The organism is Streptomyces sp. NPDC048172, assembly GCF_043202595.1.
Taxonomy (GTDB): domain Bacteria; phylum Actinomycetota; class Actinomycetes; order Streptomycetales; family Streptomycetaceae; genus Streptomyces.
The window spans coordinates 148,137-162,613 of the sequence record NZ_JBIDAT010000005.1; the positions used below are offsets into that span (position 1 = coordinate 148,137).

Annotated in this window: 12 protein-coding genes; 7 read left to right on the forward strand and 5 right to left on the reverse strand. The window is 74.8% G+C overall.

What is annotated here, in order from left to right; genetic code table 11:
* Positions 1–43 precede the first annotated feature (43 nt).
* Together ACGF3A_RS22430 and ACGF3A_RS22435 are read left to right on the forward strand one after the other, a co-directional pair.
* Complete coding sequence (locus tag ACGF3A_RS22430; protein WP_393732033.1) at positions 44–760, forward strand: DUF5995 family protein; 717 nt, start codon at positions 44–46, stop codon at positions 758–760.
* Between the two features lie 100 nt (positions 761–860).
* Positions 861–1,790: a TIGR03619 family F420-dependent LLM class oxidoreductase gene (locus ACGF3A_RS22435; RefSeq protein ID WP_393732034.1), complete on the forward strand. Its 930-nt coding sequence runs from the start codon at positions 861–863 to the stop codon at positions 1,788–1,790.
* Between the two features lie 62 nt (positions 1,791–1,852).
* On the opposite strand, the gene ACGF3A_RS22440 is transcribed toward ACGF3A_RS22435, so the two are convergent.
* The 3 genes from ACGF3A_RS22440 to ACGF3A_RS22450 form a co-directional block, all read right to left on the reverse strand.
* A complete protein-coding gene (locus ACGF3A_RS22440; RefSeq protein ID WP_393732035.1) occupies positions 1,853–3,562 on the reverse strand; it encodes a flavin monoamine oxidase family protein in 1,710 nt (569 codons plus the stop codon).
* 83 nt (positions 3,563–3,645) lie between these two features.
* Positions 3,646–4,410 (reverse strand): carbon-nitrogen hydrolase family protein, encoded by a 765-nt coding sequence (locus ACGF3A_RS22445; protein WP_393732036.1) that lies wholly within the window; start codon positions 4,408–4,410, stop codon positions 3,646–3,648.
* Between the two features lie 125 nt (positions 4,411–4,535).
* Positions 4,536–4,991 (reverse strand): Lrp/AsnC family transcriptional regulator, encoded by a 456-nt coding sequence (locus ACGF3A_RS22450; protein WP_393732037.1) that lies wholly within the window; start codon positions 4,989–4,991, stop codon positions 4,536–4,538.
* A gap of 157 nt (positions 4,992–5,148) precedes the next feature.
* On the opposite strand from ACGF3A_RS22450, the gene ACGF3A_RS22455 reads away from it, so the two are divergent.
* Positions 5,149–6,426 (forward strand): hypothetical protein, encoded by a 1,278-nt coding sequence (locus tag ACGF3A_RS22455; RefSeq protein ID WP_393732038.1) that lies wholly within the window; start codon positions 5,149–5,151, stop codon positions 6,424–6,426.
* Positions 6,427–6,711: 285 nt separating this feature from the next.
* Here ACGF3A_RS22455 and ACGF3A_RS22460 read toward each other — a convergent pair whose 3' ends face one another.
* Positions 6,712–8,172, reverse strand: a complete 1,461-nt coding sequence (locus ACGF3A_RS22460; RefSeq protein ID WP_393732039.1) for a GuaB1 family IMP dehydrogenase-related protein — start codon at positions 8,170–8,172, stop codon at positions 6,712–6,714.
* Between the two features lie 340 nt (positions 8,173–8,512).
* Here ACGF3A_RS22460 and ACGF3A_RS22465 point away from each other — a divergent pair, with 340 nt between their 5' ends.
* Together ACGF3A_RS22465 and ACGF3A_RS22470 are read left to right on the forward strand one after the other, a co-directional pair.
* Entirely contained in the window at positions 8,513–9,163 is a 651-nt protein-coding gene (locus ACGF3A_RS22465; RefSeq protein ID WP_393732040.1) for a DUF4142 domain-containing protein, read from the forward strand.
* 5 nt (positions 9,164–9,168) lie between these two features.
* The gene (locus ACGF3A_RS22470) at positions 9,169–10,605 is read left to right on the forward strand and encodes a DUF1996 domain-containing protein (RefSeq protein ID WP_393732041.1); all 1,437 of its coding nucleotides are present in this window, start codon (positions 9,169–9,171) and stop codon (positions 10,603–10,605) included.
* Between the two features lie 15 nt (positions 10,606–10,620).
* Here the strand turns inward: ACGF3A_RS22470 and ACGF3A_RS22475 are convergent, their stop codons facing one another.
* Positions 10,621–11,757 (reverse strand): PucR family transcriptional regulator, encoded by a 1,137-nt coding sequence (locus tag ACGF3A_RS22475; RefSeq protein WP_393732042.1) that lies wholly within the window; start codon positions 11,755–11,757, stop codon positions 10,621–10,623.
* A gap of 272 nt (positions 11,758–12,029) precedes the next feature.
* Here ACGF3A_RS22475 and ACGF3A_RS22480 point away from each other — a divergent pair, with 272 nt between their 5' ends.
* Together ACGF3A_RS22480 and ACGF3A_RS22485 are read left to right on the forward strand one after the other, a co-directional pair.
* The gene (locus ACGF3A_RS22480; RefSeq protein WP_393732043.1) at positions 12,030–12,767 is read left to right on the forward strand and encodes a hypothetical protein; all 738 of its coding nucleotides are present in this window, start codon (positions 12,030–12,032) and stop codon (positions 12,765–12,767) included.
* Positions 12,764–14,446 carry an NADH-ubiquinone oxidoreductase-F iron-sulfur binding region domain-containing protein gene (locus ACGF3A_RS22485; protein ID WP_393732044.1) on the forward strand — a complete coding sequence of 561 codons (1,683 nt, stop codon included), beginning with the start codon at positions 12,764–12,766 and terminating at the stop codon, positions 14,444–14,446. The genes ACGF3A_RS22480 and ACGF3A_RS22485 overlap by 4 nt, the downstream gene beginning before the upstream one ends.
* The last annotated feature ends 31 nt before the right edge of the window (positions 14,447–14,477 follow it).

Below are 14,477 nucleotides of genomic sequence, written 5' to 3' on the forward strand. Positions count from 1 at the left end.
CGGGTTGGGGGTGCGGGGGGCGGGAGGATGTCACGCTGCGTTTATGACGACTGTGGAGCAGGTGCCCGCGCAGCGGGCGGGGCGGGTGGCCCCGATCGCGGACGTGGCCGCGCGGATGCGGGCGGTGGGGGCGGGGCTGCCGGGCGCGGACGGGGTCGCGGTGTTCAACAGGGTGTATCTCTCCGTGACCGAGGAGCTCGGACGGCGGCTCGTGGGCGGGCACTTCGAGGACCGGGCCGCCACGGGTGAGCTGGGGGCGCGCTTCGCGGCGCGGTACGTGGACGCGGTGGAGGCCGAGGCGGCGGGGCGGCGGACGCCCGCCTGCTGGCGGCCCCTGTTCCAGATGCGGCGCCATCCGGCCGTACGGCCGCTGCAGTTCGCGCTCGCGGGGATCAACGCGCACATCGGGCACGACCTTCCGCTCTCCCTCGTGGAGACGTGCCGGGCGCGCGGCGGCGAACCGGAGGAGCTGGAGGCGGACTTCGAGCGCGTCGGAGAGCTGCTGACCGGGATGGAGGAGCGGATCCGGGAGGAGCTGATGCCCGGCCCCGACCTGCTCGACGTCGCCGATCCGCTGACGCATCTGGTGGGCTCGTGGAGCCTGGGGCGGGCGCGGGACGGCGCCTGGTCGGCGTTCCGGGCGCTGTGGGGGCTGCGGGCCTTCGAGGGGCTGACGGAGGAGATGGCGGAGGGGCTGGACGCCACGGTGGGGATGGCGGGGCGGTACCTGCTCACTCCGCTGGGCCGCCCGCAGCGGTGAGGCCCCGGGGGCTCGGGGAGGCGGCATTGCCCGGCGGCGGCGCGGTGACGTAGGACGGACGTGATCCATGTGAGGTCAAGGACGTTGTACGGGAGGCGAGATGACACTGCGACTCGGCCTGGGACTGCCGCAGACCGGTAAGTACGACATGAGCCGCGACGTGACGGCGGCGGCCCGCGCGGCCGAGGAGATCGGCTACGACAGCGTATGGGTGCTGGAGCGGCTGATGCGGCCGGAGGAGCCGGTCGACGACATGTACCTCGTCCCCGGGCTCCCCTGGGCCGACTACTTCCGCGCGGTGGCGGATCCGCTGGTCACGATGTCGCTCGCGGCGGCCGTGACCGAGCGCGTGAAGATCGGTTCGGCCGTGCTGGTCGGCTCGTTCCACCAGCCGTTCCTGCTGGCGCGGGCGCTGGGCTCGCTGGACGCGGCGAGCGGCGGCCGGGTGATCGCGGGCTTCGGCACGGGCTGGTCGCGGGACGAGTACCGCGCGGCGGGCGCCGACCACGCGGAGCGCGGCGCCGCGCTGGACGAGCTGCTGGACGTGTGCGAGGCCGTGTGGGGCCCGGACCCGGTCCCGGCGTACGAGGGCCGGAGCACGGGCTTCACCGCCTCGGCCGTGGGGCCCAAGCCCGCCGGGCGCATCCCGGTGCTGCTGGCGGGGTCCGCCGAGCGCGCGCAGCGGCGGCTGGTGCGGCGCGCCGACGGCTGGCTGCCGTCCATGGTCACCAACGAGCAGGTCGCCGCGGGGCGGGCGCGGCTCGCGGAGCTGGCCGCCGAGCACGGGCGTGACGCGTCCGGGCTGTCGACGACCGTACGGGCGTCCGTGCAGCTCTCCGAGAAGCCGGTGGACGGCGCGCGCAAGACGTACCAGGGGAGCGTCGAGCAGATCGTGGAGGATCTCCTCGGGGCCGCGGCGGCCGGTGCCGACGAGGTGCTGCTCGACACCCAGCTCCCCTCGCGCGACGTGGACGAGCTGATCGAGAAGGGGCGGGCGCTGCACAAGGCCGCGCGGGACGCCGGGGTGTAGCCGCCGGGGTACGGTCCCCGGCGCCGCACTCCGGCGTCCCGTGCTCTCCTCCCGCCCCCGGCTCAGTCCTCCGGCAGTTCGACCGGAGCGATCTCGTCGTAGGCGTCGCCGGGGCCCGGGTTGCCGGGGTCGGTGGCGCCGCCGAGGTGGTGCATGACGCCCCAGACGGCGTTGAGGGCCGTCTGGACGGCGCCCTCGGCCCAGCCCGCCGTCCAGGAGATGTCGTCGCCCGCGAGGAAGAGCCCGCGGCAGTCCTCGGGGAGGCGGTCCTGCATGAAGTGGGTGAACAGCCGCCGCTGGTAGCGGTAGTGGCCCGGCAGGTTGGCCTTGAACGCGCCCAGGAACCAGGGCTCGTCCTCCCAGGAGACCGTGACCGGGCTGCCGGTGATGTGCTTGCGGATGTCGACGCCCGGATAGATCTCGCCGAGCGACTTGAGCATGACCTCCAGCCGCTCGTTCACGTCCAGCGGCAGCCACTTGAGGCTGTCGTCGCACCAGGTGTACGAGAGGCAGATGACGGCGGGCTTGTCCGGCCCGTCGTCGAGCAGGTATGTGCCGCGCGTCATCCGGTCGGTGAGCGTCATGCTCATCGTGTCCCGCCCCGTCCGGGCGTCCTTGTCGAGCCAGAACGGCCGGTCCACGGGCACGAAGAGCTTGGACGACTCCATGTAGTGCGTGCGCTCGACCGCCGTCCAGTGGTCGATGGGCAGCAGCGCGTCGTCGCAGTCGATGCGGGAGAGCAGCATCCAGGACTGCGCGGTGAAGACGGCCGTGCGGTACGTACGGATGTCGCCGTCCGCGTCGGTCACGGTGATCCGGTTGCCCGCCGTGCGGTGCAGCCGGGTGACGGCGGGGCGGTGGCGCCCGTTCGGGTGGAGGGAGCTGAGCGAGGTGCCCTGCGGCCAGTGGACGAGCTTGCCCGGCTCCCGCTCCCACAGGCGCAGCGGGAGCTGCTGGCTGCCGCCGGTGATGCCCCGGTGGTCGTCGTCGGCGCCGGTGTAGACGACGCGCAGGATCTCCAGGATCGAGTTGGGGAAGTCGGTGTCCCAGCCGCCCGTGCCGAAGCCGACCTGGCCGAAGATCTCCCGGTGCCGGAAGGAGGCGAAGGACGGGGCGGCGCACAGGAAGCCGTAGAACGTCTGGTCGTCGAGCTTCTCGACCAGCCGGGACCAGATCTCGCGGATGCGGGGCACGTCCCGCTCCCGTATCGCGCGCTGCATCGCGGAGAAGTCGGCGCCCTCCTCCAGGCAGGCGTTCCACGCCTCCATCACCTGGTGGTAGACGGGCGGCAGGTCGTCCAGCGTACGGGCGTAGTGCGACTCGCCCTTGAGGTCGACGACGGTCGAGGGGGTGTCGGGCGCGAGCGGGTTGGGGAACGGGTGGGTCTCCAGGCCCGCGAGGTCCACGTAGTGCTGGAACGCGGTCGAGGACGGCGGGAAGCGCATCGCGCCCATCTCCGCGGTCAGCGAGGGGTCGGCGCCGTCGAAGGTCTCGGTGCGGAGCCTGCCGCCGAGCTGGTCGGCCTCGTAGACGACGGGCTTGAGGCCCATCTTCATCAGCTCGTACGCCGCGACGACGCCGGAGAGCCCACCGCCGATGACGGCGACCTCGGTACCGTGCTCGGTCGCGGGGACGGAGCCGAGCCCGGCGGGGTGGTCCAGGTAGTCGTCGTAGGCGAAGGGGAAGTCCGGGCCGAACATGGTCAGCGGCGGGGCCTCGGCCGGGCTCTCCGTCCGCTCCTCGGGGACGGACGTGGGCACGGTGGACGTCATGGTGACGGTGCTCCTCGGATGAACGTGAACGGTCGAACAGGCAGATGGACGAAGAGGCGGACGGGCCAGCAGGCGGGCGCGCTTCAGGCGCCGTACAGCTCGGGCCGCCGGTCGGCGAGATAGGGGCTGTCCGCGCGGGAGGCGCGCAGCAGGGCCGGGTCGACGTCGGCGAAGAGCAGCTCCTCGCCGGTCCCGGCCCGCGCGGGCACGGTGCCGTCGGGCGCGGCGAGGCAGCTCAGGCCCGTGAAGTCGAAGTCGCCCTCGGGCCCGACGCGGTTGGCGTACGCCACGTAGAGCTGGCTCTCGACCGCGCGGGCGGGGACGAGTGTGCGGGCGACCGTGTCGTACGGGCGCATCAGCGCGGTCGGCACGAGCAGCAGGTCCGTCCCGGCGAGGGCGTGGGCGCGGACGGCCTCGGGGAACTCCACGTCGTAGCAGACGAGCATCCCGACGCGGAGGCCGTGCAGCTCGGTCTGGACGACGAGCCGGTCGCCCGGCGTGTAGTGCTCGCGCTCGTACGGACCGTAGAGGTGCGTCTTGCGGTAGTCGGCGAGGCGGGTGCCGTCGGGGCCGACGAGGGCCGCGGAGTTGTGCACGGCCGCGCCGTCGCGCTCGGGGTAGCCGTAGGCGAGGGCGATGCCGTGCGCCGCCGCGACGGCCGCGAGGCGGCGAGCCGAGGGCCCGTCGGCGGGCTCGGCGGCCTCGGCCACGCCGTCACCGAGGGCGTAGCCGGTCAGCGCCAGCTCGGGGGCCACCAGCAGCGCGGCGCCGCCCGCCGCTGCTCGGCGGGCGGCGTCGTCGAGAACGTCGACCCCGGGGCGCGAGGTCTGGAACAGGGCGATACGCACCCGATCGACGCTACGGGCGCCTCCGGGCGGTCACAAGGCGTGGATCTTGCGCGCCACTGGTCGATCCGTTGCGCGTTCCATGGTCCGTACGGCGATCCGTTGCGCCCTTCGGGGCCGGGGCGGGATCAGACCGGCGGACCGGCCGTATAGCGCCTGAGCAGCGGGGACAGCACGAGGACCGATTTCGTGCGCTCGACGAAGGGCTCTCCGGCGATGCGCTCCAGCACCTGCTCGAAGTGGCGCATGTCGGCGGCGAAGATCTGCACGAGCGCGTCGGCGTCTCCGGTGACCGTGGAGGCCGAGGCGACCTCGGGGTAGCGGGAGAGGCCGCGGCGGATGTCGTCGGGGGTGGTGTGCGAGCGGCAGTACATCTCGATGAAGCCCTCGGTCTTCCAGCCGAGCGCCGTGGGGTCGACACGGACGGTGAAGCCCGTGATGGCGCCCTGCTCGCGCAGCCGGTCCACGCGGCGCTTGACGGCGGGCGCGGAGAGGCCGACCTCCGCGCCGATGTCGGCGTAGGTGCGGCGGGCGTCTTCGGCGAGGGCGTGGACGATGCGTTCGTCGAGGTCGTTCAGTGGCACGGCAGCAGTAGAACACGACTCCCCGGCACCCTAAGTCCGCCATAAGAGAGCCTTAAGCCGCAGCGTTCGGGCTGTGTCGGCCCCCGCCCGGCACGTACCTTCGGGCACCGCCCCCACGTCAGCACAGGCCCGCGCGCCGCCGCCCGAAGGACCCCCGATGCCGTTCCCCTCACGTCCGCGCGGGCGGCTGGCACGCGCCGCCGCCACGGCCGCAACGGCCGCCGCGACCGCCGTGCTCGTCTGCGGCACGCTGCTCGGCACGGCGCCGCCAGCCGCGGGGCACGGCAAGGGGCCCGGCGCGGAGCCCGGTGCGGAGCCGGGCGCAGAGCCCGGCGCCGGGCCCGGCTCAGGCGACCGGCGTGTCGCGGTGGCCATGGTCAACTTCCGCGACGGCGCACTGCGCGACCCCGCCGGGCTCGAACGGACGCTCACCGACCGGTACTTCGGGAAGGACCGCTCCCTGGACGCGTACTACCGGACGGTCTCGCGCGGCGCGGCCCGCTTCGTGCCCGCCGGTTCCGATCCGGTGGCCGGACCGCTCGACCTGCCGGTGCGCGGCGCGGGCTGCGACAACCGCGCGTGGGCCAGGGAGACCAGGAGGCTGCTCGCCGAACGCGGCGTCACGGAGCGGGACTACGACCACCTCTCGATCGTCTTCCCCGCGCGCGCCGCGCACTGCGACTGGTCGGGGCTGGCGACCGTGGGCGGCGGCACGAGCTGGCTGCCGGACGACCTGTCCCCGGACGCCCTCGTCCACGAGTTCGGCCACAATCTGGGACTGGCCCACCAGACGCGGGCCGACTGCTCGGGCGGCGCGCTGCGCGCCTGCCGTACGACGGGCGACACCGGCGGGACGAGCCCGATGGGCGGGGGCGGCGCGTCGGCCGGGCTCGCCGCGCCCGAGATGCGGCACACCGGCTGGCTGCGCGGGGCGCGGCTCGCCCGCGCGGCCGGGGGCGACTCGGGCACGTACGCGCTGCGGCCCCTGCACGGGAGGGGCCGGGGCGCCCACGCCCTGGAGGTGGCGCTCGGGGGCGGCGCCAGCGTGCTGATGGAGGTACGGGCGCCCGCCGCCGGGCTGGACCGGAACGTCTCCGGCCTCTTCGCCTACCGCGTCCGCGGCGGCGCCCACGCCCGCGCCGAAATGATCGACACCGGCTCGGGCGGCCTCCTCCACCCCGGCGACACCCTCACCTCGGGCACGACCCGGCTGACCGTCATGAGAACGGCCGCCGCCTCGGCGGCCGTACGGGTCGACCGGGCGCCGGAGAACCAGGCGCCGGAGAATCGGGCTGCGCCCGGCGACGGCCTCGCCGGTACGGGCGCGGACCCGGACTCGACGCTGCCGCTCGCGCTCGGCGGCGGCGCGCTCCTCGCGGCGGGCGCCGGGGCGGTCACGTACGCGACCCGCCGCCACGGCGCCCGCCTCCGCTGAACCGGGCGGGCCGGTTAGGTCGCGTCCGGCGGATCGTGGCTGTCCCCTGACGTGGCCGCTGGGCAGGGGCTGCCCCGTTCCGTGTGTCGCAGGCCGCGGGGTGTGGGTGGTTGCTCGCGCAGTTCCCCGCGCCCCTTGAGGGCGCTCCTCGGAGCGCCCCGTCAGGGGCGCGGGGAACTGCGCGACAAGCCACGACACAGCCGCGGCCTGCGACACACGGGCACGGGCAGCCCCTGCCCAGCCCGGAGACGAAGGCACCGGGGAGGGCCGGGGCACGCCGAGGCGTCACCAGCTGGCGTGCAGCGGCTTGCCCTCCGCGTAGCCGGCGGCGCTCTGCACGCCCACGACGGCGCGCTCCGCGAACTCCTCCAGGGAGCCCGCGCCCGCGTACGTGCAGGACGAGCGGACGCCCGCGATGACCGCGTCGATCAGGTCCTCGACGCCGGGACGCACCGGGTCCAGGAACATCCGCGAGGTCGAGATGCCCTCCTGGAAGAGCGCCTTGCGCGCCCGGTCGTACGCCGACTCCTCGCTCGTACGGTTACGGACGGCGCGGGCCGAGGCCATGCCGAACGACTCCTTGTACAGCCGCCCGTCGGCGGACTGCTGGAGGTCCCCCGGCGACTCGTACGTACCGGCGAACCAGGAGCCGATCATCACGTTGGAGGCCCCGGCGGCCAGCGCCATGGCCACGTCGCGCGGGTGCCGGACGCCGCCGTCGGCCCAGACGTGCTTGCCGTACTTGCGGGCCTCGGCCGCGCACTCCAGCACGGCGGAGAACTGCGGGCGGCCGACGCCGGTCATCATGCGGGTGGTGCACATGGCGCCGGGCCCGACGCCGACCTTGATGATGTCGGCCCCGGCCTCGATCAGGTCGCGCACGCCCTCGGCGGCGACGATGTTGCCCGCGACGACGGGGACCTGGGGGTCGAGGGCGCGGACCGCCTTGAGGGCCTCGATCATGCCCTCCTGGTGGCCGTGCGCGGTGTCCACGACGAGGGTGTCGACGCCCGCGTCGAGCAGGGCCTTGGCGCGCGCGGCGACGTCGCCGTTGATGCCGACGGCGGCGGCGACGCGCAGCGAGCCGTTCGCGTCGACGGCCGGGGTGTAGAGCGTGGCGCGCAGGGCGCCGGTGCGGGTGAGGATGCCGACGAGCTTCCCGTCGCCGTCCACGGCGGGGGCGAACTTGCGGTGCGCGGCGTCGAGCCGGTTGAAGGCCTCGCGCGGGTCGATGTCCGCGTCGAGCACCATCAGCTCGCTCGACATGACCTCGGAGAGCTGCGTGAAGCGGTCCACGCCGGTCAGGTCGGACTCGGTGACCACGCCGACCGGGCGGCCCTCGCGCACCACGACGCCCGCGCCGTGCGCCCGCTTGGGGAGCAGCGAGAGCGCGTCGGCGACGGTCTGCCCGGGGGCCAGGGTGATGGGCGTGTCCAGGACGAGGTGGCGCCGCTTGACCCAGCCGATGACCTCGGTCACGACGTCGAGCGGGATGTCCTGCGGGATCACCACGAGGCCGCCGCGCCGGGCGACGGTCTCGGCCATGCGGCGTCCGGCGATGGCCGTCATGTTGGCGACCACCAGCGGGATGGTCGTGCCGGTGCCGTCGGGCGCCGCCAGGTCCACTCCCTGCCGCGATCCGACGGCGGAACGGCTCGGCACCATGAAGACGTCGTCGTAGGTCAGGTCGTAGGGAACGGGGGACTGTTCCACATGACGGCCCGTGCCCGGCTCAAGAAAACGCATAAGTCTCACATTTTCACGCGTTACGGCGCAGGTCACTGCGAGGAAGACACAGCAAAGGACCCCCGTCGTCGTACGACCCTCCAGGCCGGAGAGCCGGGAGGTACGGGGGCTTCGGTGTCGTCGGCAGTGGCCCCTGCCTTACGACGAAAGCTTACTCGAAGCTTCGTACGAATGCCTGCGTGCGCGGGCGCGGGCCCGCAAGGTAGCAGCGACGCGACCCGGGAACCGCTCTTTGTCAGGTGCCGACGAAGCCCTGACACGGCCCGCGCGGCCGGGGCTAGCTTCGCTCCCAGTGCCCGGTGCACGGGCAGGCCGGTGCACCGGGCAGCTGGGAGAGGACGTGCGGACCGTGGACATCCGGTATCTGGCGAGCGGGCGGGCCCTGGGCACGCTGCTCGTCGTCGCCGCCCTCCTCGTCACCCTCGTCGCCCTGCTCGTCCCCCTCCAGACCTTCGGCGGCACCCGCTCCGTGGACGCCTCCCGGCAGGGCTGGGAGGACGACGGCATGGGCACGATGAGCACGCCGTACGGGCCGCTCAGCGCACTCGACCGGGACTTCGTACGGCGGGTGCGGCTGGCCGGGCTCTGGGAGCTGCCCGCGGGGCGGCAGGCCCAGGAGCGCGGGACCCGCGCCTCGGTCCGTAAGGCGGGCACGCATCTCGTGGAGGGCCACACCGAGCTGGACCGGCGCGCCGTCGAGGCGGGCCGGGCGCTCGGCGTCGACCTGGCGAACCAGCCCACGGCGCAGCAGCGCGGCTGGCTCTCGGAGATGTCCCGCGCGAAGGGCGACACGTACGACCGCCGCTTCGCCAACATCCTGCGCCGCGCCCACGGCAAGGTCTTCGCGCTGACCGGGCTCGTACGGGACAAGACCCGCAACTCCGTGGTCAGATCCCTCGCCACCCGCGCCAACGCCGTCGTCCTGGACCACATCACGGTCCTGGAGGAGACCGGGCTCGTGGACTTCGACGCGCTCGACGATCGGAAGTGAACACCATGAGGCAGAGGCAGCAACGGGGCGGAGCCGCCCACCGGCGCTCCCGCCGTCGCCGTACGCTCGTCGCGCTCGGCGCGGCACTGGTGCTCGGCGCCGGAGCGGCGACGTACGCCGGGGTCAACGCGTCGGCGGGCGAGGGCAGTTCCGGGGACGGCGCGCGGGAGAGAGGCCAGCGGGCCGGGCAGACGATCGACTGCCCGGACGTGTCGCTCGCGCTGGGCGAGGTGCCGCAGGCAGCGCGCAAGGACGTCGCCGAGGGGCTGGCCGCGCTGGACCGGCAGGTCGCGACCGCGTACCACCGGCTCGCCTCGGGCGCGGGCGACACGGACAAGGTGATGGACGAGTTACGCGCGCGGCGCGCCCCGACCATCGGCGGGATCGCCGACAACGTGCGCGGCGAGGGCGGCCGTCCGCCGGGCGGGATGGACGGGATGAGCGACTGCCGCGTACGGCAGCGGCCCGCGGAGGACCGCGAAGGGCAGGACGGCGCTGGGCAGGACGGCGGAGGGCAGGGCGGCGCTGGGCAGGGCGGTGTCGCCGAGGGCGAGCCGCCCCCGGCCGGAGGCCCCGTGCCCGCCGACTTCGTCGACATCACCACCGTCGAACCGAACCGGCAGGACCCGGAGCCCGGCGAGGACGCCTCCACGGGCAGCTTCACCACGAAGTGCGGCCGCAACGAGGAGGGCCACTTCAACTCCGACAACGTCATCGCGGCGCCCGGCGTCAGCAACGGCGCGCACCACACCCACGACTACGTCGGCAATGTGTCCACCGACGCGTTCTCCACGAACGAGAGCCTCGCCGCCGCCCGTTCGACCTGCCGCGACGGCGACCTGTCCACCTACTACTGGCCGGTCCTGCGCGCCCTCGACGGCAACCAGGAGGGCGGGCACGACGGCAACGCGGGCACGGTGCTGAAGCCCTCCGAGGTCACGCTGACGTTCAAGGGCAGCGCGGTGGGCGACGTGACGGCCATGCCGCGCTTCCTGCGGATCATCACGGGGGACGCCAAGTCGTTCACCAACGGCACGGCCAACGCCAACGCCTCCTGGAGCTGCGAGGGCTTCGAGGACCGCCAGCTCAAGGACAAGTACCCGCTCTGCCCCGAGGGGAGCCGGGTCATCCGCTCGTTCGACTTCCAGAGCTGCTGGGACGGCCGGAACACCGACAGCGGCAACCACCGCGACCATGTCGCCTTCGCCCGCGAGGACGGCTCCTGCCCCGACGGCTTCCGCGCGGTGCCCCAGCTGCGCCAGCGGATCGCGTACGAGGTGCCGCGCGAGGGCGTTCCCAAGGGCACGCCGTTCGCGGTGGACAGCTTCCCCGAGCAGCTCCACAAGCCGGTCACGGACCACGGCGACTTCATCAACGTGATGCCGGACCGGCTGATGAAGCGGGCGGTGCGCTGCATCAACGGCGGGAAGGACTGCGGATAGCCGCCGTCGGCGGGCTCACAGCCCGTTGATGCGCGCCTCCTGGGCCTGCGCGGGCCCCGCGCCCGGTCCGGCGGCTCCTCCGGCGCGGGCCTTGCGCCCTCCCGTACGGGCGCGCCCGCGCCGGACGCGGCCCAGCAACTGCCTCCCGCGCAGCGCCGCTTCGAGCTCGAAGCGGGCGCGCGGGTCGCGTAACGCGGCGCCGAAGACCTTCTCGATCTGGCGCAGCCGGTAGCGGACCGTCTGCGGATGCACCTGGAGGGTGCGGGCCGCCTCCGGCGCGCCCCCGCTCTCCAGCCAGGCGAGCAGGGTGACTTCGAGGCGCTCGCTCTGCCGCGGCGTCAGCTCGGCGAGGGGTCCGAGCCAGCGGGCCGTGAGGGCGCGGGCCATCGACTCGTCCTGGAGCAGCAGCAGGGTGGTGAGGTGGTCGTCGACGAAGACGGCGCCGGGCCCGGCTCCCGAACCGGAACCGGAACCGGAACCGGAACTGGAACCGGATCCGGAGCCGTTCACGGCGTGCACGGGCGCCAGTTCGAGCAGGCGCCGCGCCCAGCGCACCGAGTCCGCGCAGTCCTCCAGCGCCACGGCGTGCCCGACGGCGGCGGTCCAGCCCTGGAGGTGCCCGTCCAGCGCCTCGCGGGCCTCCCCTCGCGGGTCGGGCACGAGCAGACAGGGCTCGCCCTCGACGGGCCCCGCCAGCGCGCTGGCCAACGGGCCGGTGAGCGGCGGGCTCTCGCAGGGCGCCGCGAGCACGACGGCCCGTACGGCCGAGGGCAGCGGCCACCGTGCCGAGCGCGCCAGCGCGTCGAACCAGGACGCGGCGGCACCGGGCGCCCGGTCGGCGGTCAGCGCGGCGAAGAGCATCCGGCGGGCCCGTTCGGCGGACGGGGCGTCGGACGCGCCGGATACGGCGGGAACCGCGCGTATGGAGGGCGTGCCCTCCTCAGCCCGTACGACCGTCTCCTCGTCGTCGTGTCCGCCGGGGGCCACGCCGGGCTGCGTAGCGAGGGCCGTCGTCAGCACCTGCTCGATGGCCCCTCTCGCGTCCTCCCGACCGGATTCGCGCAGCACGGCGGACAGCGCCGGGAGGCTGTGCCGCAGCGCGTCGACCATCTGGTCGGCGACGGCGGGAAGGTCAGCTCGCAGCTCGCACATCTCAACCTCGCTCCAGCCGGGATCACCTGGTGCCCTGCGTGGGCATCATCGGCAGCGGTACGGCGCACCGGCGACGCCAGTGCGGGAATTTGTCACAGCGCGACAAAGACTGGGTGCGTTCCGCCCGGTTCGACAATGCTTCTGGCTTCCGGCCGCCGCTTCCTGTCCCCGGGAAACGGGCCACTGCCAGGCCGGATGCACGGTGCACGCGTCTTCGGGAGACCCCGATGTCCCCACAGCAGCTCCCGTCACACAGGCAACACCCTCCACAGGTGCACCGGTCCACGAGAGGTCCCCGGACCGGCGGCGGACTCCGCGCCAGAAGCGGATTCCGTACCGGAAGCGGGCGCCGCACCGCGGGCCCCCGCCCCGGCCCCCTGCACGCGGCCTTCGGCGTGGTGGCGCTGCTCGCGCTCGGCCGGGCCGTCACCGGAGGAGTGCCGGGCCGCGCCTGGGCCTTCCTCGACCACGGCGCGGGCGTGCTCGCCCTCGTCTCGCTGACGGCCACGGTGCTGTGGGGGCTGGCGGCCACCGACCGGATCCTGCTGGCGCCCGCCCACCGGCTGCTCGCACAGGGCGTGCACCGCGGTACCGCGGTGGCCGGTCTCTGCTTCCTGGCCCTGCACATCTGGGTGAAGGTCGCCGAGGACCGTACGAGCGTGAGTGCGGCGGCCGTTCCGCTCGCCGACCGTACGCGGCCCGTCCTGATCGGCCTCGGCACGCTCGCCGGATACCTGTTCGTGGCGGTCGCGGTGACCGGGGCCGTACGGGCCGCGTTCGCGAACGGCCGCGGCTCGCGCTGGTGGCGGGCGCTGCACATGTGCGCGTACCCGGCCTGGGGCGCGGCCCTCGTCCACGGCCTGCGTGCCGGACGGCACGCGAGCGGCTGGGTGACCGCGGCGTACGTGCTCTGCCTGGCCGGAACCGCCGCCGTGCTCATCCACCGGCTCCTCCCGCACCGCGCCCCCGCGCGGTCGGCGGCCGGTGCCGACGAGAAGGAGAGACGGTGACCCCTGTGTCCCCCACGTCCCCCGCGTACTCCGCGTACCCCGCCCATGCGCTGTCCCCGGCGTACGCCGCGCTGTCCGAGTCGCTCTGCGCGCCCCCCATCGCCTCGTTCGGGCCCGCGCGGCTGCTGGCCGGGCTGGGTCAGGTGCCGCGCCTCGACCACGTCGCGCACGTCGCGGTCCACGGCCCGCTGCCCATGCCCCCCGCGGACGCGCTGCTGGAGCTGGCGGAGCTGACGGGCCTGCGCGGCCGGGGCGGCGGCGCCTTCCCGTTCGCGCGGAAGCTGCGCGCCGTGCAGCGGGCCGCGCGGCGGCAGGGCGCGGGCACGGCGGTCGTCGTCAACGGCAGCGAGAGCGAACCGGTGAGCCTCAAGGACCGGACGCTGCTGCTGCGCGCGCCCCATCTCGTCCTCGACGGCGCGCTGCTGGCGGCCGAGGCGCTGGGCGCCGGGGAGGTCTGCGTGGGCGTGACACGCCAGGACACCGAGGAGTCCGTACGGGCCGCCCTGGCCGAACGGGAGGCGGCGGGCCCGCTTTCGGATCCGGGTCCGGGCCCGGGGCCGGGTCCGGGGCCTGGCCCGCGCACCCGGGTCGTCAGGCTGCCCGGCCGCTTCGTCACCGGCGAGTCGACCGCGCTCGTCAACGGCCTCAACCAGTCCCCCGCGCTGCCCTCCGGGCGCGGCCTGCGGGCGAGCGAGAGCGGGCTGGCCGGGCTGCCGACGCTGCTGTGCAACACCGAGACCTTCGCCCAGCTCGCCGTCGCGGCACGCCTCGGCGTGCGCGCGTACCGCGACACCGGCCTGCCCGGCGAGCCGGGCACCGTGCTGCTCACCCTCACCGGGCGCGGCGTCCTGGAGACGCCGACCGGCGTGCCGCTCGGCTATCTGCTGCGGCTGTGCGGCATCCCGCTCGGCCAGGGCGTCCTGGTCGGCGGCTACCACGGCAGCTGGCTCACCCCGGAGGCCGCCCGCTCGGCGTGCGCCTCGCGCGCGTCGCTGGAGGCGCTGGGCGCCACGCTCGGCGCGGGCGCCGTGCTGCCGCTGCGCGAGGACACCTGCCCGGTGGGCGAGGCCGCGCGCGTGGCGCGCTGGCTGGCCCATGAATCGGCGGGTCAGTGCGGCCCCTGCGTCCTCGGGCTGCCCTCGCTGGCCGACGCGCTGACGGACCTCGCGGAGGGCGGCACGGGCGGGGCCCGCGCCCTGGAGGCCGTACGGGAACGGGCGTACGGCGTCAGCGGGCGCGGCGCCTGCACGCACCCGGACGGCGTGTCACGCTTCGTCGCCTCGGCGATGGCCGTCTTCGCCGACGACTTCGACCTCCACGCGCGTACGGGCGCCAGCGCGCGCGGCCGGGGGCGGGGCTGCGGCCGCCCCGTGCTGGGCGCCCTGCCGGTGCCGGAGGAGGCGACGGGGCCCGGCGGCGCCGTTCCGGCCCCGGCCGCGGCCGCGCCCGACACGCCGGTCACGCTCGTCGCCCCACGCCCCCGTTCGGCGCGGCTGGTCGTCAACTGGACGCTGTGCCGGGGGCACGGGCTGTGCGCGGGCATCGTGCCGGACCTCGTGGAGCTGGGCGCCGACGGATACCCGACGCGCGCGTCGGCCCGCGTCCCCGGCCACCTCCGCCGCCAGGCGCGCCGCGCGGTCCGCCGCTGCCCGGCCCTCGCCCTCCGCATCGAGGGCTAGGGCCCCTCGCCTGACCAGGCCGGTGAGGCGC